This is a genomic window from Ruegeria sp. BB9, from assembly GCF_056539345.1.
Map to the genome: position 1 here is coordinate 1 of NZ_JBQFUU010000008.1, position 19,810 is coordinate 19,810.

21 protein-coding genes and 1 pseudogene are annotated in these 19,810 nt (G+C 53.4%); 13 read left to right on the forward strand and 9 right to left on the reverse strand.

What is annotated here, in order from left to right; translation table 11 throughout:
- Window positions 1-160 precede the first annotated feature (160 nt).
- The 5 genes from ACR0FC_RS19055 to ACR0FC_RS19075 all read left to right on the forward strand — a co-directional run bounded on the left by ACR0FC_RS19055 (window position 161) and on the right by ACR0FC_RS19075 (window position 4,244).
- Window positions 161-868 (forward strand): IS6 family transposase, encoded by a 708-nt coding sequence (locus tag ACR0FC_RS19055; protein ID WP_170343030.1) that lies wholly within the window; start codon window positions 161-163, stop codon window positions 866-868.
- A 225-nt stretch (window positions 869-1,093) separates the two neighbouring features.
- Window positions 1,094-1,717, forward strand: a complete 624-nt coding sequence (locus ACR0FC_RS19060; protein ID WP_254437861.1) for a hypothetical protein — start codon at window positions 1,094-1,096, stop codon at window positions 1,715-1,717.
- A gap of 343 nt (window positions 1,718-2,060) precedes the next feature.
- The gene (locus ACR0FC_RS19065) at window positions 2,061-2,375 is read left to right on the forward strand and encodes a hypothetical protein (RefSeq protein ID WP_093964951.1); all 315 of its coding nucleotides are present in this window, start codon (window positions 2,061-2,063) and stop codon (window positions 2,373-2,375) included.
- Window positions 2,376-2,393: 18 nt separating this feature from the next.
- Window positions 2,394-3,017, forward strand: a complete 624-nt coding sequence (locus ACR0FC_RS19070; RefSeq protein WP_093964952.1) for a hypothetical protein — start codon at window positions 2,394-2,396, stop codon at window positions 3,015-3,017.
- Between the two features lie 765 nt (window positions 3,018-3,782).
- On the forward strand, window positions 3,783-4,244 hold the full coding sequence (locus tag ACR0FC_RS19075) for a hypothetical protein (protein ID WP_170343031.1): 462 nt from the start codon (window positions 3,783-3,785) through the stop codon (window positions 4,242-4,244).
- 64 nt (window positions 4,245-4,308) lie between these two features.
- Here the strand turns inward: ACR0FC_RS19075 and ACR0FC_RS19080 are convergent, their stop codons facing one another.
- The 4 genes from ACR0FC_RS19080 to ACR0FC_RS19095 all read right to left on the reverse strand — a co-directional run bounded on the left by ACR0FC_RS19080 (window position 4,309) and on the right by ACR0FC_RS19095 (window position 6,550).
- The gene (locus ACR0FC_RS19080; protein WP_141138521.1) at window positions 4,309-4,635 is read right to left on the reverse strand and encodes a hypothetical protein; all 327 of its coding nucleotides are present in this window, start codon (window positions 4,633-4,635) and stop codon (window positions 4,309-4,311) included.
- 5 nt (window positions 4,636-4,640) lie between these two features.
- On the reverse strand, window positions 4,641-5,162 hold the full coding sequence (locus ACR0FC_RS19085) for a hypothetical protein (protein WP_093964955.1): 522 nt from the start codon (window positions 5,160-5,162) through the stop codon (window positions 4,641-4,643).
- A 28-nt stretch (window positions 5,163-5,190) separates the two neighbouring features.
- Window positions 5,191-5,961 carry a hypothetical protein gene (locus tag ACR0FC_RS19090; RefSeq protein WP_093964956.1) on the reverse strand — a complete coding sequence of 257 codons (771 nt, stop codon included), beginning with the start codon at window positions 5,959-5,961 and terminating at the stop codon, window positions 5,191-5,193.
- Window positions 5,962-6,034: 73 nt separating this feature from the next.
- On the reverse strand, window positions 6,035-6,550 hold the full coding sequence (locus ACR0FC_RS19095; protein WP_093964957.1) for a DUF805 domain-containing protein: 516 nt from the start codon (window positions 6,548-6,550) through the stop codon (window positions 6,035-6,037).
- Window positions 6,551-6,838: 288 nt separating this feature from the next.
- On the opposite strand from ACR0FC_RS19095, the pseudogene ACR0FC_RS19100 reads away from it, so the two are divergent.
- The 3 genes and pseudogenes from ACR0FC_RS19100 to ACR0FC_RS19110 all read left to right on the forward strand — a co-directional run.
- Window positions 6,839-7,001: pseudogene (locus ACR0FC_RS19100) on the forward strand (IS6 family transposase); the annotation flags it as partial.
- Between the two features lie 134 nt (window positions 7,002-7,135).
- Entirely contained in the window at window positions 7,136-7,513 is a 378-nt protein-coding gene (locus tag ACR0FC_RS19105; RefSeq protein ID WP_170343033.1) for a SnoaL-like domain-containing protein, read from the forward strand.
- Window positions 7,514-7,601: 88 nt separating this feature from the next.
- Window positions 7,602-8,447 (forward strand): universal stress protein, encoded by an 846-nt coding sequence (locus ACR0FC_RS19110; protein WP_170343035.1) that lies wholly within the window; start codon window positions 7,602-7,604, stop codon window positions 8,445-8,447.
- Between the two features lie 78 nt (window positions 8,448-8,525).
- On the opposite strand, the gene ACR0FC_RS19115 is transcribed toward ACR0FC_RS19110, so the two are convergent.
- Together ACR0FC_RS19115 and ACR0FC_RS19120 are read right to left on the reverse strand one after the other, a co-directional pair.
- Window positions 8,526-9,092 carry a flavodoxin domain-containing protein gene (locus ACR0FC_RS19115; RefSeq protein WP_170343037.1) on the reverse strand — a complete coding sequence of 189 codons (567 nt, stop codon included), beginning with the start codon at window positions 9,090-9,092 and terminating at the stop codon, window positions 8,526-8,528.
- A 336-nt stretch (window positions 9,093-9,428) separates the two neighbouring features.
- A complete protein-coding gene (locus ACR0FC_RS19120; protein WP_093964960.1) occupies window positions 9,429-10,733 on the reverse strand; it encodes a ferredoxin reductase family protein in 1,305 nt (434 codons plus the stop codon).
- A gap of 197 nt (window positions 10,734-10,930) precedes the next feature.
- Here ACR0FC_RS19120 and ACR0FC_RS19125 point away from each other — a divergent pair, with 197 nt between their 5' ends.
- Together ACR0FC_RS19125 and ACR0FC_RS19130 are read left to right on the forward strand one after the other, a co-directional pair.
- On the forward strand, window positions 10,931-11,515 hold the full coding sequence (locus ACR0FC_RS19125) for an Hsp20/alpha crystallin family protein (protein WP_170343039.1): 585 nt from the start codon (window positions 10,931-10,933) through the stop codon (window positions 11,513-11,515).
- 219 nt (window positions 11,516-11,734) lie between these two features.
- Window positions 11,735-13,324, forward strand: a complete 1,590-nt coding sequence (locus ACR0FC_RS19130; protein WP_170343041.1) for a trypsin-like peptidase domain-containing protein — start codon at window positions 11,735-11,737, stop codon at window positions 13,322-13,324.
- Here ACR0FC_RS19130 and ACR0FC_RS19135 read toward each other — a convergent pair whose 3' ends face one another.
- Both ACR0FC_RS19135 and ACR0FC_RS19140 read right to left on the reverse strand, forming a co-directional pair.
- A complete protein-coding gene (locus ACR0FC_RS19135; RefSeq protein ID WP_093964963.1) occupies window positions 13,325-14,941 on the reverse strand; it encodes an MFS transporter in 1,617 nt (538 codons plus the stop codon). It abuts the gene before it with no gap.
- Window positions 14,942-14,983: 42 nt separating this feature from the next.
- Window positions 14,984-16,204: an APC family permease gene (locus ACR0FC_RS19140; RefSeq protein WP_170343043.1), complete on the reverse strand. Its 1,221-nt coding sequence runs from the start codon at window positions 16,202-16,204 to the stop codon at window positions 14,984-14,986.
- A 755-nt stretch (window positions 16,205-16,959) separates the two neighbouring features.
- Between ACR0FC_RS19140 and ACR0FC_RS19145 the strand changes: the two genes are divergently transcribed.
- Complete coding sequence (locus tag ACR0FC_RS19145) at window positions 16,960-17,367, forward strand: c-type cytochrome (protein ID WP_141138522.1); 408 nt, start codon at window positions 16,960-16,962, stop codon at window positions 17,365-17,367.
- On the opposite strand, the gene ACR0FC_RS19150 is transcribed toward ACR0FC_RS19145, so the two are convergent.
- Entirely contained in the window at window positions 17,368-18,540 is a 1,173-nt protein-coding gene (locus ACR0FC_RS19150) for a cation:proton antiporter (protein WP_170343045.1), read from the reverse strand.
- A 201-nt stretch (window positions 18,541-18,741) separates the two neighbouring features.
- Between ACR0FC_RS19150 and ACR0FC_RS19155 the strand changes: the two genes are divergently transcribed.
- Window positions 18,742-19,191: a phasin family protein gene (locus tag ACR0FC_RS19155; RefSeq protein ID WP_170343047.1), complete on the forward strand. Its 450-nt coding sequence runs from the start codon at window positions 18,742-18,744 to the stop codon at window positions 19,189-19,191.
- A 57-nt stretch (window positions 19,192-19,248) separates the two neighbouring features.
- The gene (locus tag ACR0FC_RS19160) at window positions 19,249-19,656 is read left to right on the forward strand and encodes a universal stress protein (protein WP_093964967.1); all 408 of its coding nucleotides are present in this window, start codon (window positions 19,249-19,251) and stop codon (window positions 19,654-19,656) included.
- Window positions 19,657-19,810 lie beyond the last annotated feature (154 nt).

A 19,810-nucleotide genomic window follows, 5' to 3' on the forward strand; every position in this document is an offset into this window, starting at 1 on the left:
AGTTGTCACCAAGCGCCGAAACAAGGCTGCAGCACTAAAATTCCTCAGGAAATTGATGAAACGGCACGGTTGCGCCAAGGAGGTCGTCACAGATCGCTTCGCTGGTGTTGTCAGAAGGAATTTGGTTGAGGCGGGCAGGGCGGTTTCGTAGCCTCTGGCCATGCCCAAGTGTGATCCATTCAAATACTTTCATAGCAGCCCGGAAATTATCCGCTTGGCGGTCATGATGTACGTTCGTTTCCCTTTGTCGCTGCGGAATGTCGAAGATCTGCTGCACGAGCGCGGTATTGATGTAAGTCACGAGACGATCCGTTTCTGGTGGAACAGATTTGGTCCGATGTTCGCGTCAGAAATCCGGCGTCGGCGGGCGGAAAGACTGCGATCCGGGCGGCAATGGCAGTGGCATGTCGACGAGGTTTTCGTGAAGATCAACGGCGAACGTCACTACATGTGGCGCGCTGTTGATCACGAAGGCGAAGTTCTGGAAGCCGTGGTCACGAAACGTCGAAACAAGCGAGCCGCTCTGAAATTCCTCAGAAAATTGATGCGGCGCTACGGTCGGCCGGAAGTTCTGGTGACGGACCGCCTCCCTTCGTACGGTGCGGCGTTGCGGGAGGTTGGGCCGGCCGATCTGCAGCATACAGGCCGTTGGTTGAACAATCGGGTTGAGAATTCGCACCTGCCATTCCGACGAAGAGAACGGGCCATGCAGCGCTTCCGGCGCATGCGAAGTTTGCAGAAGTTCGCCGCCGTTCATTCCTCCGTTTACAACCATTTCAACCAGGAGCGCCACCTCTACACCCGCGAAAACTTCAAGCTGATCCGCAACGCCGCTCTCGCCGAGTGGCGTAAGCTCTGTTCCGCCTAAGTTCCCGTGGTTATTGGGAAACTGAGACTGGTTAGAATCTGTCTGACAGCACCCTCGTGGGCTCTCTGACTGAGATGATGGCGGATCATGGCAGTATGGTTGCTGCGACAAATGCCGTAGTCGACATGGTAGCTTGAGGGAGCAAAACGGATATGTTCAGGGGCTCGACATTGTCGGGCCCCTGCGTTTTGCCTATAACTTTTACCGAGACAGAAACGACCGTTTTTGACCGGCCAGCTTTTTCAAAAGCAGACATTCGTGCTAGCGCAGCGAATGCTCACTTTGTGCGCTTCTCGGTCGTTGGCGCAAGTTGCAGCTAATGACTGTTTCGAGCCCGAAGCTGCCGTTTATCCGGCCTATGGCCCTACTACGCATCGAACGTTTGCCCTGACCCCGAAGCGGACACAATTTGATTGGACTGAATTAGGTAGCGTATTCAATTCGCAAAAATTTGACCAACCAAGTGAATACCGTATTGTTGAATATGGGACAAAATTAAGATCCCGGAGAAAGCGCCTCGGCGCTTTCCTAGGTCAACGTGAAACAGGGTACATTATGAAAAACTTTCTTTTGGCTTTTCCAGCGGTTGCACTTCTCACCGCTTGTGATGAAGGTAGCACAACCAGTGCTACGTCGGCGGCACCAAACGCGGCGGAGCAAGCTTGCTTGCGTGATGTCACTGCGACAACCAACAATCCGGATGTGGCACTGCTCGGTTCGGAGTTCTCTGAAGCCGGGACGTTTGTGCGCGTCGGCGTCGGACCGGACCGCGCGCCATGGCAGTGCATCGCTTACAGTGACGGCTCCACAGACGGTATAATGTCGCTTACTAACGAAGGAACGCTCTAGTTTTGCGAAATAGCTTGCTGGAACGTTGCGATGACTGATGCTGTGCAAAGCCGCGATTTGGGTTTTCATGTTGCTGTGGGCAGGCGCGAGTTTCATCTTTATGACAGGAACCTTCGGCTGGTTTGAACAGCCAAGAGATCCCTTGTCTGGGCTATTTCTGCTACCCTTGGGCCTACCGTGGGTTCTTGCAATTGAATTTGCGCCGGAGACCGTCAGGCCACTGTTAGCAATACTGGCGCCGTCGGTGAATTTGGTGATTTTGGTGAGATTATGCAGGAAAAAGAATAGAGCAAATTAGCCTCTGTAATGGTGACAAACCTCAGAGCATTAGGAAACAAAACAAATGGGTAAACTGATTTTGGGACTGGTTATAGGGCTGCTTGTGGGCGGTATTGGTGGCGGGATGCTGGGCATCGGCAGTGGCGCTGGAATGGGCATCGCTACCGGGCTTTCAGCCGGTGTTTGTGGGATTGCAAATGCAGCGCAACAGGAGGGCCTTCTGACAGAAGAACAGGTCGATCAAGTTTTTAACCGTGCTGTCACTAACCTGAGAGAACTGACCCCGGACGCGGAAGAAAACGGGGATGCGATCGTCGGAGCGGCCAGCGAATGTGATGCCGTATTGCAGCAACTGCGCGACGCGGCGGTGTCTAATTAATACCAGGAGAGTTTAGTTATGCGATCAAAGGTTCTGGCTTTGTCTCTTTGTATCTCGCCGACGTTCGCCTCGGCCGCTGACGTCGGACAGGACGCGATTGACAGTTGCATCGACCAATTGCGTTCTGTGGGTGGGCCGGACGGACAAAGCGGCACTGTTCTGTCTACAGAGTTTTCCGAAGCAAATTCGCTCGTCATGCTGCAAGACAAAGGCGAGACAGTCTGGAGATGTCTTGTGTCCAACGACGGTCAAGTCGCTGAACTCAGCGTCGCGCAGGCCGCCGATGACGGCCAAGGCGCAATGGCGGGGTCCGGCGGTTTACCCGTAGTTTCAGGAACCCAACGGGTCCAATTCGCGGCAGGTACCAGCGGCGCAGCGATGTCGGGCACTTTGAACCCGAATACATCAGTGAGCTACGTGCTCGGCGCAGCAGATGGTCAGTTCATGCGCGTGGACGTGGGTTCCCACGGTGGCGCGTTGGACTACAAAATTTTCAACCCGGATGGCTCGCTCCTTCTAGACCTGATCTCTTCTGATACCCCTTATCGAGGCCAACTTTGGCAGTCTGGCGATCATGTGGTCGAGGTCCTAAACGCCGGGGCGCAACCGGTCACCTTTGATATTGGTATCGGCATCGAGTAGCCACCGAGTTCAACAAGCAGGAAATCCAATGAAGTCATTTGTTCCCTTTGTGGCTGGATTTGCAGCACTTGGCCTTGTCGCATGTGATACTCCAAGCACTTCTACCGAACCGGGCCAACCTGCTATTGGCAGTTCAAGCGATTTGACTGCATTCGAAGGAGCACGTGCCGGCCAAGCGGAGATGGGCATACAGAACCTCGGGTACGAGTTGATCCGCTCCGAGGGTCTCACGTCATTCTGGTTTAACCGTGATACTGGCGCTTGCGCGCGGATAACAACGGCGGATGGTCGCTACTCTGATGTGACTATGCTGCCTGCGGAGGACTGCTAATGGATTGGTTGCACGCGATTGTCACGGGTCTTTTGTGTGGTGGCGCATATTGGGCTGTAAGAAGTATGGGTTGGTTTGAGAACCGTTCAAAAGTTCAACAAGCGTTGATTTTCTTTCCGATCATTTTCATCGTCGTTTTGATCTTGAACCTTATCTGGCCATCGGCCTGATCGCTGCGCCGTTTGAACCTCGCTGACACTTAACGTTCGAAGGCAGGAAAACTCGCACGGGTTCTTTCCCTTTTCTGACAGACCGCAAAGTCGGCAAAGTAGACATTCTTAAAAAAAACCTGCCAATGACCGCACCGAGCCCTTCTCAGACCTTGATCGCTTGCGCAGCATTCGAGACAGTGAACAGGAACTCGCGGCCGCATTCGACGACGAAGCAAAAGGACCTTTAAGGTTGTCAGACCACTTCGCACAATGGAGATTCAAATGCGTCGATCGATCCTGATGCTGTCAATGGCTATGGGGATATTGGGGGGGCCAGCATCATCCCAGCCGCTTTTTGAGGATTCTAACGCTTTCAATCCTTCCAGCGAAACGGCATTGGCGATTACCGGGCCAGTAATCATGTCTACCAAGCGGATGGTCTTCGAGACCGGCAGGTTTCTTGATCTCGAAGTTCATGACCCCAAGAGTTCAGGCAATTGGGGTGCGTCTGGCGACGTGCCTGTTGCTCAGGTGTTTCGTGTATCAGGCGATGCAGGCCCACTAAGGCAGGGAAACACGCTTTGTGGCGACCAACCAGTCACGTATATGGCAACCTGGAGTGAGGACAGCTCCGGGTTTACCTACCTTGGCGTAGCGATGTTTACTGGCATGGAACCGCCTGCAGGCATTGCCGGTCAAGCGTTGTGCGCGACGTACTTCTTCTCGATGGATGTTCCGGAGTAGTCCGGCAGTTGTCCTGAACTCATCGACAGAGAGGACCATTCAAAGTCCAGGGCAAGCATGTGGTTCAGCGGTAGGGAATGCTGAAGAACGAGAAGCTGTTGGTTTGGGTGATTACGGGCGCTCCCGTTTCCGCCATTAGGCTTGCCATTGCTGCACTTCCCGTCGGACAGGCCACAAGATCGGCCGAATCGTCGAGCAAATCGCCAGTAAACGCCGTTTCGCCGACAAGCTGGCACTCGTCCGCAACACTTCGGTAACCGCGAACGAAGTTCAGTTCCGGGTCGGGTTCGCTGATCGCTAACTCTTGAGCGGTTTCGACGCATCCCGTCACCGACAGCGCCAAAGCGCAGGCACATATGGCACGCATGATCTTTTCGAGGCGCCTTTCCATATATTCTACTCCCACTCTGCACCCGTGCTGCGCCAGACCGTTTCATCTGAATCCCAAACACTGGCCACGATGCAGGGCGTTGGGTTGATCCCACCACATTGCGAGCCATGCACATCCGCCAAAAGCACGCGAAATGGGCCGATGTTCGCCATGTCCCATCCCTGATTGAGAAGCGAGAACAAATGTTCCTCGACCAAGAAGTGAGACATGCAACCGCCTGTCCCGCAATAGAGCGACACAGCGGTGGAACAGGCAAAACCCGCCTCGTCCAGAACCCAGTCCCGCTCGATGTCTCCATCGAGATCGACGCGGTGGATGGCTCCCAATTCAAGGGCGAACTGCCCGTTCTCCATATCCGAACATGCCTGCTGCGCGGCCTCTACTCTTTCAAGAAGCTGTGTGGGCAGCCCGGACAAATCCTGCGCGTGCGCCGAGGGCGTATAGAAGGCCACGGAAAGAGCACAAACAGCAACCGCCAAAACCCCAGCGCCGGCGCGATTGCCATTTCCAACCAGTTGGCTACCCATGTTCGTGTCTCCAGCCCTTCCGTGTGCCTCAGTTGCACTGATCGTAGGTGTAATCGCCAAACTCGATCCAGTTCCGGCCCCCATCGCTGAAGACGAGGAACTCTGACCGATCTTCACCCAGGAGCGCCACCTGGAAGCCTGCTGGTGGTTCAGAATTTCCGAAGAAGCTATATGAAGTCATCGCCCGAACTGTCTCACCATTGACGGTCACGATAGCATCCCACTGCTCGCCGGGTTGACCCACGATGGCGTATTCGATGACCCTCTGCACGGCACCGCCACCGCAATACACAATGCCTTCTGGCGCCTCCATGCTCTGAGATGTCGACGCGTTAGAGCCGCAGGCCGCGCGCAGGGATCTTACCGCCGCGGAAGATCCTTTGAGCGTGAAGATACCATAAGAGACATCCTGGTCAGCCATCGAAAGGTTCAGAACGGCGTTCTGCGCAATCTGATCCAAAACGAAATCATAGTCGCCCTGATCGAAGAAACGGACCTCAACAGGATAGTTGTCGACGAGCGAGATATCCGCATTCACTGATCCTGCCTGAAACGCACCTACCTCGGTCGAACCATCCTTCATGAACCGAAAGGACAGGCCCTGCCTGGAGACAATATCCTGCGAGTCGTCATAACCTGCTGGCGCGAAACGGACACGGTCGCACTGCAACTCCAGAGTCATGTCGCCGGTCTGAATGAAGGCGTTGGCGTTCGGCGGCCCACTGAAGTTCCACTCAGCCATGGCAGGTGATGACATCATGATTGTGAGGACCGTGCCGGCGACTAGATGTCTCTTCATAAGTAACCTCCTAGGCAACTAAGCCATGTTTCGTCATTCTGCCGCGAAAGCACTGATGATCCACGTCATAAGTTCAAGCTGCGGGTGCACCATATTCATTTTCACCTTCCTGTGACGGTCGGCTTAGCCACCAGATCATCAGCACAGAGAGTATCAGTTGAAGAACTCCCACAACCATCAAACCTGTGACGCCAAGTAGAGCCGCTGGGCCCCTCAATGCTTCAGGGTCGTCAGCCCCTTGCTCGAGGACTGAAAATACAGCGATGCCACTGAACAGCATGAACATGGTTGCGATGCTGAGCGCTGCAGGCAAGAGCAAGTACCAGCCTGGTCTTCCAGTGTCATGCAAACGCCGCCATCCGGCGGCCAGCATGGGCACGACAACTGCAAGTTGGAAGATCGGAGTTAAGACTTGGCTACTCTCTCCAGTTTCAGGGTTCACGCCGAATAGAGAGGCGTCGATGATTGCCAAAACAATGCTGACGAGGACCACGAACAACACAAACCACCAGTACTCTGACCGCGCCGCGCGCCCGGAAAAAACGAAGTATTTTGTGAGGCACGTCTTTATTGCTTCAACAAAACTCATGTTTGTTCATTCCCTGAAAACGTTGCCACATATGTTCTGCCAAGAGGAAACGTAACACAAGCATTGGTCAATGGGTCATGTGTCTGTCGGAATATTGCTGCGCTGAGGCGAACGGCAGCTAGTGTCCGCAATGCAGTCGTTCAATGAATTTGGCTGAGCGACCGCATCGAGCCCGTATAGCTCATTGGCGAACGGCGCTGCAGCTGTCTCTATGGGCGGTTAGCAGACCTCCGCTACGCGGTGCCCCAACGGCTAGTCTGCGGACAAAACAACCTTTCGCGACATACGATGCAGCGGTTAAGGCGGATGCGAAGTTTGCAGAAGCTCGTCGCCGTTCACTCCTCCGTCTCCAATCACTTCAGCCTGGGGCGATCCCTTCCCAACCGAGACACCTTCAAGTTGTCACGGCGCCGCCGCTCTTGCCGAGTGGCGCGAACTTGGCGCGCTATAAGCGACATGTCTGTTGGCCTAGCTGAGACTTGTTCGAACCGGCCTCACAGTATCCATCGATATTCTTATTGATCCTTGTCAAGATTGGCGCGGGCAAGACGTGGTACTGTCAATGGTAATTCAGGGGGGGGGCTCATGGAAGAGTTGATCGAAATCGGAAGATCATTCGCCCAGGCCATGCGTGAGCGCAGGGGCCTTGCAAGTGTTGATGAAATGTATGCCGAAAACGCACAGTCGATAGAGGCAGTCGTGCCTCCGGTTCGACAATTCCGCGTTTCAAAGGGGCGAGAAGCCATCAAGGGAAAAAGAGAGGATTGGTTGGCATCGCATGAAATCCAAGAACTAGAAGTGGATGGCCCCTACGTCCACCCACCCAACCGCTTTGGAGTGCGCTTCAGAGCCGAGGTCGTTCAGAAGGCCACGGGTGAGCGTATGACCCTGTGCGAGATCGCGGTGTATTCGGTGGCGGAAGGCAAGATTGTGCTGGAAGAGTTTTTCATGCTGCCGAAATAAGAAGAGCGACCAACAACACTGTCTCTTCGTAGGTTTAATCCGTGAGCACGGCCTTTGGGCGAATTGAAATTCCGGACGGAGGTCGGGAATGCAACACAAAACAGTGGCATATTATGTAGGAGTTGATGCTGACGACGCTTCGATTTTGAAATGCGCTGAAACTGCTTGTAACCACAACATTCACTTGAATTGCGTGTTGATCGCGGACTTACCCAACCTGCCGTACCTAAAGTATGGATCAAACAGGTTCGTTGAGGCGGGTCTTCCCTCAAACTGGTTGGATGTTCTTAACGGAAAAAATGCCGCCTTGAAGTCCCGCGCCACAGAAGTTGAAGCGCTTCTGGTAGGGCAAGGCGTATCTGCAAATGTAATTGCCTTTATGGGATCTGGAGCAGAGTTGAAGCATCTTGTGGCTGGCCAAGCCAATCGCTCTGATATCGCCTTTCTAGACGCTGAGTTGCGAAAAGACCCCGATTTGTTTCATAAGATCGCGTACGGAGTATTGTTCCATTCGCCGGTAGGCCTGATGATAAATGGAGATCCGTTTGCCCAACGCGACTGCATTTTTTTGGCATGGAATGATAGCCTGCCTGCGTCTAGGGTTGCGCATTTAGCTTTACCCATTCTTCTGGCGGCCAACGAAGTTGTGATTGGGTGTTTTGATTTGCCGTCGCCTGATGACGTAGAAGGTCAAGCGCCCGGAACCGACCTAGCTGGATGGCTCAGCCATCACGGTTGCACTGTGACCGTGTCGCAGTTTCGGTGCGGCGGGAATTCAATTGAACACTGCATTCAGGAACGCGCAAGAGAATTGGGGGCCGACCTCGTTGTTATGGGCGCTTACGGGCATTCCCATTTGCGTCAGTCGGTATTTGGGGGAACGACACAAGCAATGTTGGAGCAGACAAGGTTGCCAGTGCTGTTCGGGCACTGATGAAGAGAACTGGCGACTGTGATTTGCTGGTATAGGTAGCTCTATACGTTCATCGGTTAATACGGGAACAGCCAGTTGTTATTGGGTACTCGCTTGAGGTTGAAGCGTGTTTGCCCGCCCGTTTTCGCCAAGGAACTCTATCACAATTAACGTGAGTTCATCCCAGTCAGTAAACTCCCTTGCCCCTTCTCGTGGATCGATTTTTCGACCGAGCAAGACGACGCGCTGAAGAATCTCCCTCTCAAAATACCCGTAGTTTTCGGGCCTCACCGCGCCTGCGATCAAAGCCGTCGCATTTGGTTCAAAACCTGTTCGAAGAAGCATTTCGTCAAGATAGTCGCGTGCTTCTTCTCGACCTGACGCGAAAGCAGCTTTTAGACCGACGGAAAGCACGAGAGACTTTCGCTTCATTAAGGCATCTCTATTTGAAGCGACAAATGCTTCGAATGACTTGGGGTGCTTACGCTCGTGGACAGGGGCCAGGAGAATAACCTTGACCACTTCGTCAAGTGAAACGTGGCCGGGCGTTTCATCGGTATTGATCAGCTTTGCATCGAAACCGGCATTCTTCGCGAGATCGGTGATGAAGCGCGCAATCTTTGCTGTTTGGCCTTCGACCGTGGCGAAGGCGATGAGTAAAGTCATTCCGATCCTCCCAAAAATCGGTCTGAATAGATTGCTTATTATGAATAAGTGACGTGCGTTGCCCTTGATCTCCATCAAAGGCGTTTCATGGGGGCATATCTGGATCGTTGCGGTATGCTCATGCTGTCCACGCGGAGCATGTTTATTAGGAAGTTCGTGACGGCATCCATCTCCAAGAATACCTGCCTTTTCGGCCGGCAGCCTTGAAGCTAGCCAACCCCTGGCGGTCTAGCTTTCTACCTTAAGCAAAAGGCCAAGACAGCGACGAAGATTGAAATACTGATCAACCAAACTGCGAGTTTTACTTGTTGGCGTGCGGGCAGGTTTCTGAGCAGTCTAATCATAGTCAAACCTTTCAGACAAAATCCGGTGTGACGCGGTGCCCCGCTCAATCAGATGATCTTCGACCGTGTCCATCATGGCAGGGGGGCCGCAGAGAACAAAAAGCCAGCTTTCAAATTGTTCAGAAGACAAATTGCGGTCCAACAGATGACCGTCGATCAAGCCTGTCTCTCCGGACCAATCCTCTGGCGGCTCGGATAGAACAAATACCGTTTCTTCTTTGGACAACTCCTGGCGAAAAGCAATCTGCTCCTCCACCCGGTTGCCATAGATAAGCTTGAGCTCGTACTGTGTTCCACTCAACCGTACCTGACGCACAATGCTCAACATGGGCGCGATCCCGACACCACCTGCGATCAGAACAATGCCTTTCTCAGTTCGGTGGCTGATCGATAGATTTCCGTGCGGGGCATCCAGATAGGCCGTGGTTTGCGGAGCGATCTGTCTGAGGCCGCATGTGAAATCCCCAAGCTCCTTTATCATGAATGAAACTTCGGGGCCTTCGGCTGGTGCCGAACTAATCGAGAATGGGTTCTCATGCAGCGAAAAAACACTGTGGCCGACGTTTAGCCAAGCAAATTGCCCTGCTTCGAAGTTTAGTCCGTTGTGACCATCTGGAACGACGCGCAACTCCCATTGCTTCGGTGTTAGTCGAGACACAGACGTGACGCGCCACTGTCTCTTCCTCTGACGTAAAGGGCGAACGAGATAGACATACAGCAAAGTTCCAACTGCAATACTGGTTAGGGCAAGCCAGAGATAGGTTAGTAGCGGATGCCCACCGTAGCGCCCAGCATAGACCGTGTGATGCAACAACAGGCATGCGATCACCAAGGCTCCCAGCCCGTGTAAGAGGCGCCATGTTTCGTATTTGTAATCAAGGGATTTGCGGGCAATTGCCGAGGCGACCAAAATGAACAGAAATAGATATGCGCCGATGCCCGATACCAGCGTAGAAAAGTCGGTGGAAATCGTAAGTTGGTTTGTTTCATCCCACGGGCGGCGTCCGCCCGAAGGCGTACCCTGATAGAGAAGCGGGTGTATCAGCGCAAAGCCGAGTGCTGTACGCGCCATCAACTGATGCACCCGCATGGTTACATCCATACCCAGACCGGAAGAGATGAACCTGAACCGCCCAGACAGCAGGAACTCGACTAAGATTATTGAAAAAGCCAGCATCCCAAGCCCGGACGCGAGCTCTTGATTAAATGATCGTGGTGGCCACCCCAAGGACCAAGAAAAACCCAAGGGAGCCAAGATCAGCAAAACGTAAATCAGCGCCAGATAAGGCCATTTCATACAGTTTTGCTCCACTGTGCTAAAGCTAGGCAGCTCGGGCTCATTCAAAATAAACGCTAAGCTGACCTGGGATTCCGATCAAGACTACTGAGAATGGTGTTAACTTCACCACGACGAGGCAAGTTTAGTGAACGAAGTTTCCCGTTTCTGTTCGTTCAGCCGCCGCGTTCGGTCTGGCTGATCCTGAGGTTGCATGCTTGCGCAAGATCAAGGTCCTTGACCGCTTTTCCTGTCATAATGTTGCGCGCGTGAAATCAGGCCAATGGAGGAAGCTCAAAATGTTAGAAGACAAAAAGTCCCCGCAACTTTTCACTGGAATGCATCCGCTCTCTGACAACTTTCGGCGTGAAATGGAAACCCTGATGTCGCGTTTTCTTGGGGAAGGATCACCCTTCCTGCCGATGGAAACGGCTGCGCAACGCACGGGTTTTCCGTCCCTTGATATGACGGGTGCGATTTCACCGGCAATCGATGTCCAAGAAACGGATTCTGCGATTGTCCTGACGGCTGAATTGCCGGGGCTCGAAGAAGATGATGTGGAAATTGAAATCAAGAATCGCAGGCTAATCCTGCGCGGTCAGAAGAAGATTGCGCATGATGAAACGGGCGATCTTCGTGTCAGCGAAAGAAGCTATGGCAGCTTTTCAAGAGCCATGTCGCTGCCAGATACTGTAGAAATCGACAAGATTTCAGCGACGTTCGACAAGGGCGTTCTGCATATAGAAATGCCGAAGATTGAGCCTCAGGACCCAAGCCGTAAGATCAAGGTACCGTCGAAATAGACGGTCTGGTGGCTCGATACCGTGCTTGAAAAGAGCAAAGCAGAGGGTCGATCGTGGATCGACCTTCTTAGAGTTGCGGCCTGATAAGTGTCTTTGGTTGAATCCGCGCAGGCACCGCAAGCACCTGTACAAATGTGTTTTTTGTACATTCGTACCAGGCCATGGGTTTGGCGTTTAAGCGTGGTAGAATGCCCTCACGCGTTTGGGTAGGGGGCCACAATGCGAAAACCAGAAGAGAGTGGCATGACACCCTCAGGACATGCTGGTGAAGGTGAGGTGCGGGCCTTTCTGGAGAGCCTGACCGGACCATCGCGCGGCTACGTGAACTGGCTGGTCGATAAAGCCCTGACCGTTTCTGTTAACGATGGCAGGGTGTTAAGCCTTCGACCTAAAGACGACCTGCCTCCGCATGACAACGATATTGCCACCTTAAAGTGGGCTGACGACGGTTACACGATAGCCGCGTCAACAGGGCGCAATGTATGGGTGAACGGACAAAAAGCCTCATCGGCGCTTCTGAGGCATGGCGATATGATCGAGTTCGGCGAAAAGGGCCCAATGTCTCGATACAGGTTGTGCGATCACTCATTTCCCGCGCACCACACAGTCGAAGATATCCTCAGTGACGCCTATGCTTACACCCGAACGAGCCGTCGACCCTTCGCTAAAAAGATGTCTGGTGCCCTGCGCGACAGCGGGCGGCGGCTTGCGTCTCAGACCACGATACTGTTCAGGATCACAGTACTTGCGACGCTTCTTGTGATCGCGGGGTTTGGGTACCTGCTTTACCAAAACGACCGGCGCTTGGCGGATAGTATTGAACAGGAGTCCCGCAAGATCGAAGCGGTCGCGATTATGCTCGCCCAGACGCGAGAAGATGCACTTACGCCTGATGACTTGGCTTCTTTGCGTGAAGCTTTTAAGAACCAGGTTCTGTCGACCGAGCAGCGTCTTGGAACCTTGGAGCAGCGGGCCGGAGCCCCCACGCGGGTGATCGCTGCCTCGACCCGGTCCGTCGCTTTCCTTCAGGGGGCTTATGGACTGCGCCACGTGGAAAGCGGGAAGATATTGCGGCATGTATTGGGACCGAATGGAGAAAACCTGAAAACCCCATTCGGCCAACCTTGGATCGAACCGGACGGGACCGGCGAACCTGCAGAATTTCAATTCACCGGAACCGGCTTTTTGATTGCTGGGGTACCGTTGATGGCCACCAACCGCCATGTCGCTTTGCCCTGGACTTCGGGGAACCGAGAGAAGGCGTTGAGCGACGCTGGCCTTGAGCCTGAAATGTTGAGGCTGTTGGCCTATTTGCCTGATCAAACGGAACCAATAGAGGCGCGTTTGGTTCGGTTCAGCGAAGCAGCAGACTTGGCGATTTTGGCAGTTGAGCCAAGCGTTCAAGACCTCGGAATTCCGTTGGCGGATGCCACGTCGCGCGTCGGTGAAGAGCTTTTTCTGTTGGGATATCCAACGGGTTTGAAAGCTTTGATCGCGCAGGCCGGTCCGGGCTTTCTAGAGGAACTGGAGGCAGAAGGAACGCTGAACTTTTGGTCGATCGCGTCCCGGCTTTCTACTCAAAGCAAGATTCACCCACTCGCAAGCCGGGGGATCGTTGCACGAACAAGTGAGAGCGCCATCGTTTATGACGCCGAGACCACGACCGGTGGGAGCGGGGGGCCAGCATTGAATCGGCGGGGCGAGGTCGTTGCGATCAATGCTGCGATCCTGCCCGAGTTTGGTGGCTCAAACATCGGCGTCCCGGTTTCACATCTCAGAGCTCTGCTGAGAGAGGTTGAAAGCCAGTGATCATTCACTCGTTCGGAAGCGCGAGTTTTGAACGAAAAACACTGTGGCCAGTGGAACGATCACCGAGATCACGGCTACGGAGATCAGCAAGTATCCAAGTTGACTGTAGTCCGCGGCAGACGTGACCTCACCGGTCTCTGGATATGTGACGGCGCGTGTGACGACGTATATTTGGTTGAGGTATTTGGTGCTGAGGCTGCTCGCCGACAAAGCCATGTTTGTGAATGATGCCATCACCGCAAAAAAGGTCGCTTTCAACTGAACAGGGGCATTGCGTGCAATCCAAGCCAACATCGGGACCATGGCAATCTGTCCAAGCGGCGATTCAACAGCAGTGTCGAGGATGGCAATAAATCTTGCGTCGACAACACCACCGGTATGCGCCGCCGTCCATTCATGCACACCGTAATAGAGGGCAAGGTTGGGCAGCGCGAGCACGCCCGCCGCAATAGTCAACAGTACCACTACGTGCGCAATCGAACGGTTGGCCATGAATGGCCGCAGAACAATTAACCCGAGCAAGGCCAGCAGCGAGGTCAACAATGCCAGGATTGCCAAGAATTGCTCATCGAACCCCAGTTCATCGATTTCAAACCAAGTCAGGCCTGGTCCTGATAGCGGCACAGCGCGAAACACAAAAATGATTGTCGCTGTCCCGATCAGGGCTCTGGCTTGTGCTGGTTCCAGCTCTTTCAACAGGCGCGACATAAGGTACAGGATCACCGTTAGAGAAACCGCAAAGACTGTTTCTTGCGCAAACTCGAAATCGGCGGTTCCCAACACGATGCTAAGCACAACGAATGCGAAGCCGCCCAGCAATATGGACCATTTGACTTCGGTGACTTCATCCGGCGCGTAGGGCGGGTCGCCCGATCTTATACGCTGACGCTGGATCAAGCTGTGAAGAACGACACCGCTGACGGATAACACAGGGATGGCCAGAGCTATCAGGTACACCTGGCCATAAAGCGCAAGGCGATCGGATTTTTGCAGATCCTCTGTTCCAGAGAAAATCCAGATGTTTACAGCCGCAACAGCGGCAAACCCAGAAATAATGGAAACTCTGCCCAAGGTTTGCATCGTCGTGTGCTGAGCACGGGTTTCTTCAGGCGAAAATGGTAGGCCGTGCTGGTCAACCTTCGGCACCGCCTCAACCGTCATGGCGTCGGCAACAACGTCCTGAATGGCATAGCCCGAAGGCGCCAAGAGCAAGGCAACAACATACCAGTCTTCCAGCGGCATGAAACTGGACATCTGCGCAGGTGCGGTCACGAGCCCGTACATGGTGAGCAAAGACAACGTGATCAAGGACGCGCCGAACAAGATCAGCAGGGACTTCCAGCGCCAAAACAGGTCCACGACATGACCAAGCGGCATTTTTAGTATCCACGGGATACCAGCCCAAAATGCTAGCCCTGCAACGAAAGAGGCGGATAAATCGAGGTAGTCTTTTAGGAAAAAAGCACCAACGACCGAGGTCAGGCCGGACACGCCGGCCGCAAAATAGACCATCAGTGGTGGCAGATAGGACCATTGCAGCTGCTGAACCAGATCCACAAACGTTCTATGCCACCAGGCCGAAAGTTTTGATCCTATGGAAGTTTGGTCAGTCGTCATATGCCGTGGCAGCTCGTTGAGGCCTTTGGGTCGTTGTATCAGTTAGAGAAATCCAGATCCGAAAAGCAATGCACTGGTGATCACCCCAAGGATCGGTATCACAAGAGGAACGCGGAAGTGCTTTGCGGACTCGTCCGGCTTCATCTTCAGCAGGATCAGCGAAATATTGACCAGTACAAAGACGCCGAGAACGATCTGAGACGTGCGCTCTGCCAGAATACCAAGCGGTATAGTTTGGGTCAGCAAAACGATGATCGCCACGACCAGCAAAGTAGCGATAACTGGTGTCTGAGTTGCTTTTGGGACAATCGCCAGAACCTTCGGTAAACGGTTACGGTCAGCTAGGCCGTAGATCACCCGCGAGGCCATGATCATCTGGATCAGTACTCCGTTGACTGTCGCCACAATCGCGACTGCGGAAAAGCCCTGTTTGATCACCTCGGGCGCGTTTGAAAACACAAGCGCGAGGGGGGCTGCGGATGTCGAAAGAACATCGATCGGAACAACAAGTAGAACCGTCATTGAGGTTCCTAGATACAACACGGTCGCCAAAACGAGGGTTAGTAAAATCGCTTTTGGAATCGTGCGGACCGGGTCTTTAACCTCTTCTGCCACGTTGGCCATGTCCTCGAAGCCAACAAATGCAAAGAAGGCGAGAAGTGATGCCGCGAAAATGCCTCTCCACGCGTCGAATTCAAGCGGTGGAAGCATCGAACTGATTCCGTATCCCTGCGGATCCTGAACCGACATGCCCCAGCCAATCACAAAGATAAGGCCTGCGATCTCGATGATCGTAATGACAGCCGCAACAAAGACCGACTCAGTGATCCCCCAAAGTGCGATTAAACCCATGATCAAAACGACGCTGATGGTCAAAACAGGGATCGCAAAACCGGTTAAAGCATGCAGGTATGATGCTGCGCCAATTGCAACTGCAGAGGCAGAGATAATCCCCGAAGCTGCGACCGCGAGGCCGACGAAAACCGCCATCCATCTTTTCTGAAATCCCGCTTCAACATAGGCCGCTTCACCTGCGCTGACGGGAAATCGTGTTGCGAGTTCTGCATACGAAAGCGCGGTGAGTGATACGACGAGCGCGGCTAAAACGAACGAAAACGCTGCAAACGGTCCAGCAATGTCTGCTGTCGCGCCGACTAAAACATAAATGCCCGCTCCGACCGTTACCCCAAGGCCATAAAGCGTGAGCAACGGGGTTGTAAGGGCCCGCCTGAGTTTCTGTTCGTTTGGATCAACAGAGTTCATAAGTGATTTCCGCCAACTGCCCACTCCGAACGTCGTCAGTGGCGTCCTTCTCTTTTTGTCTCGATTGGCGCAGCGGCTTAATCCTATGGTCAAAGCTGCACCGAATGCCGTGTGTCTCAACCTGGGTACATTGGGCGCCAATCAACTAACTGGGGGCTCGCCATCACTCCTGCCGAGCCCCCGTGGGTGGAACTTCCACTCCTTCAAAATTCCATTCACCTTTGTGTTTACTTGGGGACAGGACGGTGAACGTAGAATATGTTGAAACATTCGAATTTCACTATGTAATTCATGTTGGTGCTTTGATCTATGTCAATCACCTCGCTGCGACGGGTCTGCGAGGCTGAACGCAACCCAACTGTCGTTTGTCGTCGGACTTAAAGGCAAAGCAAACATGTTCGATGGTTTCAGATTTAGGGTGGAAAGCAATTCGTGACGCTTTGGAACCTGTTACCAGTCTTGGGCTCGGATGGATGCGCTCAGATGGTTGCATCGCGTGCCTTATCACCTCTGACGAATTCTCAGGTATATGAATATATTGGAAGGAGAACCGTCTGCGCGCAAGGGTGGTGAGGTCAACGATGAGGTGGCGTAGTTGTAGGCCGGCAGGAATAAATTAGGCGCGTACACCAAACGCTATTCGACTGAAACGCCAATCCTCGTACAGGAGCGTCCAAAATGAGCAAGGTCAAAGTGCTTTCTTAAGGATGCCTTATAATTAGATCTTCTTCCGGGGCAGCAAATTGGAGGAGCATATGCAGATTTTTCGAGGGATTTTACTGGCACTGTTCGTCACGGGGCCCGTACTAGCGCAGGAGGTCAGCGTTGATGAGGGAAGTGATTTGTACCGGACGTATTGCTGGCAATGTCACGGTTTCGAAGCAACCGGAGACGGGCCAATGGCGGAAATGCTGGCTATTCGAACACCTGACCTTACCAAATTGGCGGGCGAGAACGGCGGTGTGTTTCCGATAGATCTTATAGCTGAACAGATTGACGGTCGTTCACAATTGCTCGCCCATGGGGGCGAAATGCCAATCTTTGGCGCGGTGTTTGAGACAGACCAACAAATCGCGGTGGCTCTGCCTAATGGGCAACCTATGATGGTAGGCCTGCCGTTGGCGAATTTGCTCGCCTTTCTTGAATCGATCCAGTCTGAATAGTTACTGACCAATCTGCTCATCTGTGTCAGCCGTTCGTCTGATTGACATGAGAGTCAACGGCGGCCCCAACACCTCGAAGGCCACAGCGCTGGCTAGAGTAAAGGCCATGATCGACGCGGCCCAATGTGGAAATTGCTCTCCGGCGACGAGGGCCATTCCTACCGCGACACCGGCCTGTGGTAACAAAGCTGGGCCGTACCAGCGGGTCTGACGGCTAGGCAGGCCGCCAAGTCTCGCTCCACAATAACCCCCGACGAGGCGGGCTACGGCGCGCAAGAATAGGAAAAGACCACCAGCCCAGCCCATCAAGCCGAAGGCTTCAATATCCAGCGTGGCGCCAGCCAGTAGGAAGAACAAAATCATGAACGGCCACTGAATGTGCTCAATCTCATGAAAAGCACGGTCGTGATGGCGGGCAAGATTCCCAATAACTGCGCCAGCAACCATGCTTGCGACAAGGAACGAAACTTCTAGCCACAACGAAAAGCCTGCTGTCAGAAACACGATTCCCACCGCTTCGGCTTGCATTGGCTCTCCCGGCTTCAAGCGACCTGTGAGGTAAGCGGATGGCACGCCTAGCGCGGAACCCAACAAAATAGCCCCTCCGAAATCCCACATCGCTGTGGTCGTGACGGTGGCCCAACCATCCGAATGACCGGCCAGAACCAAGGCGATGCTGAAAACGATCAGACCCCAAGCGTCATCAATTGCGACGACGCCCTTTAATGTCTCTGTGAAGCTGTTGGACACCCCAGATTGCTTGATCACGTCTGTCATGGCGGCCGGAGCCGTAGCCGTAGCAATTGCCGCCAGCACCAGTGCCAACCCGAAGGGTACGCCGATTGCGGTCAATCCAGCAGACACGATAACAAGGGTTGCAACCACGATTGAAATCGAAATCGTCAGAATGGCTCTGCCATGCCGAACCAGGTTCTCGCGGGTTAAGGAACCTCCAAGAAGAAACGCGACCATCGTTAAAGCCACAATGGAAATCTCGTCGAACCACATTGCAACGTCGAGTGGGATCAAACCCATTCGGGCGTTCCCGGCGATCAGACCGAGGAAAAGCAAGGTTGTAACACGAGGAAGATGCGTTACCCGGCCAAGTTGGTCGGCCGCCAATCCGGCAAGGAAGAGGACACCTAGGGTAATCAGAAAGCCGGCAATGTGCATAGAGATTCAAGCGTTAAGTTCTTGTCTAAACTACTTTAACTCCACCCCTGCCATCTTGGAACCGATGTCGGAGAGAATGCCAATGTCCCGTGGCAGCCTAAGCCGAAGATCCTAAAAAATGGGGGATATTGATCTGTATTAAGGCGAAAGCGCGCCGCAGGTGGCACAATAGCTCATTAAGGAAATGAGGAGGAACTTTCGATGCCGACAAAGAAATCTAGCACAAATAGCCCGACCTCACTTGTGGATGTTTTCAAGCAAATGCAGCCGCCCATGTCTGGCAATCCAGCCTTCGGTGCCCAGATCGAACAATTTTGGGACGCACAAGAAAAAATGCTCGAAGAAACAGAGGCCTTTGCGCAGCATTGGTTCGAACGGCGTCATGAGGCGGTTCGGACGGCTCTACAAGCTGCACGCAAAGTGTCTTCTGCGAACCCGTCCGATCCATCGAAAGCCCTTCAGAGTATGACGGAGTGGCAGCGCCATTCGGCTGAGCGGTTGGTTGCTGACGCGCAGGAATGGTTCGAAACCGTGTCTCGTTGTGCATCTTATGTCGCTGAAACCGAAGCTGAAGCTGTTGAGAAAACAGTTGATGATGTCGTAGCCGCTACAAACAGCGCGGGGAAATCTTCAAAGTCTGAGCCTGTTTAGGGTTCGTGCCGCCGAAAAACCAAACTGAAATCATCGGAGCAGTAGATAGGAGGTCAAATGTACAAAAACATCCTGATCCCGGTTGCTCTGGACAAAGAACACGACACTCAAGCGTCGTTTAAGGCTGCGCGCCAATTGGCTGATGCCGACGCTGTTTTCACCGTTGTGCACGTCCAAGAACCTATTCCGGCATATGTGGGTTCTCAGATTCCAAGTGAAGTGCTTGCACATACGCGGCATGAGATATTGGAGAATCTGCATAACACTGCCTCTGAAATCTCAGACGCGAAGGTACAGCTCATCTCCGGGCATGCGGGTAGGGCAATTGTCGAATTCGCAAACCAGAGCGACGCCGATTGCATCGTCTTAGCTTCGCATAAGCCCGGATTCGAGGACATATTTCTAGGTTCCACTGCGAACAGAGTCGTGCATCATGCCAAGTGTTCGGTTCACGTAATTCGGTGATCCAAAGCTAGCGATGCGAGATCTCTGTGGGGTCTTGTCAGAAGAACTTGGGGTCTTGTCAGAAGAACTTGTCTTGAGGCAGGCAGGACGGTTGCGTAGCTTTTGCCCATGACCAAACCTGCCTCTTTCAAGTACTTCAAAACCAGTCCCGAGG

Coding starts and splice junctions, on each gene's coding strand:
- ACR0FC_RS19075 (WP_170343031.1), top strand. CDS start 3,783: ATGCGTCGATCGATCCTGATGCTGTCAATGGCTATGGGGATATTGGGG.
- ACR0FC_RS19090 (WP_093964956.1), bottom strand. CDS start 5,961: ATGAAGAGACATCTAGTCGCCGGCACGGTCCTCACAATCATGATGTCA.
- ACR0FC_RS19160 (WP_093964967.1), top strand. CDS start 19,249: ATGTACAAAAACATCCTGATCCCGGTTGCTCTGGACAAAGAACACGAC.
- ACR0FC_RS19120 (WP_093964960.1), bottom strand. CDS start 10,733: ATGAAATGGCCTTATCTGGCGCTGATTTACGTTTTGCTGATCTTGGCT.
- ACR0FC_RS19085 (WP_093964955.1), bottom strand. CDS start 5,162: ATGGGTAGCCAACTGGTTGGAAATGGCAATCGCGCCGGCGCTGGGGTT.
- ACR0FC_RS19070 (WP_093964952.1), top strand. CDS start 2,394: ATGCGATCAAAGGTTCTGGCTTTGTCTCTTTGTATCTCGCCGACGTTC.
- ACR0FC_RS19150 (WP_170343045.1), bottom strand. CDS start 18,540: ATGCACATTGCCGGCTTTCTGATTACCCTAGGTGTCCTCTTCCTTGCC.
- ACR0FC_RS19145 (WP_141138522.1), top strand. CDS start 16,960: ATGCAGATTTTTCGAGGGATTTTACTGGCACTGTTCGTCACGGGGCCC.
- ACR0FC_RS19115 (WP_170343037.1), bottom strand. CDS start 9,092: ATGACTTTACTCATCGCCTTCGCCACGGTCGAAGGCCAAACAGCAAAG.
- ACR0FC_RS19105 (WP_170343033.1), top strand. CDS start 7,136: ATGGAAGAGTTGATCGAAATCGGAAGATCATTCGCCCAGGCCATGCGT.
- ACR0FC_RS19095 (WP_093964957.1), bottom strand. CDS start 6,550: ATGAGTTTTGTTGAAGCAATAAAGACGTGCCTCACAAAATACTTCGTT.
- ACR0FC_RS19055 (WP_170343030.1), top strand. CDS start 161: ATGCCCAAGTGTGATCCATTCAAATACTTTCATAGCAGCCCGGAAATT.
- ACR0FC_RS19065 (WP_093964951.1), top strand. CDS start 2,061: ATGGGTAAACTGATTTTGGGACTGGTTATAGGGCTGCTTGTGGGCGGT.
- ACR0FC_RS19130 (WP_170343041.1), top strand. CDS start 11,735: ATGCGAAAACCAGAAGAGAGTGGCATGACACCCTCAGGACATGCTGGT.
- ACR0FC_RS19140 (WP_170343043.1), bottom strand. CDS start 16,204: ATGAACTCTGTTGATCCAAACGAACAGAAACTCAGGCGGGCCCTTACA.
- ACR0FC_RS19110 (WP_170343035.1), top strand. CDS start 7,602: ATGCAACACAAAACAGTGGCATATTATGTAGGAGTTGATGCTGACGAC.
- ACR0FC_RS19135 (WP_093964963.1), bottom strand. CDS start 14,941: ATGACGACTGACCAAACTTCCATAGGATCAAAACTTTCGGCCTGGTGG.
- ACR0FC_RS19155 (WP_170343047.1), top strand. CDS start 18,742: ATGCCGACAAAGAAATCTAGCACAAATAGCCCGACCTCACTTGTGGAT.
- ACR0FC_RS19080 (WP_141138521.1), bottom strand. CDS start 4,635: ATGGAAAGGCGCCTCGAAAAGATCATGCGTGCCATATGTGCCTGCGCT.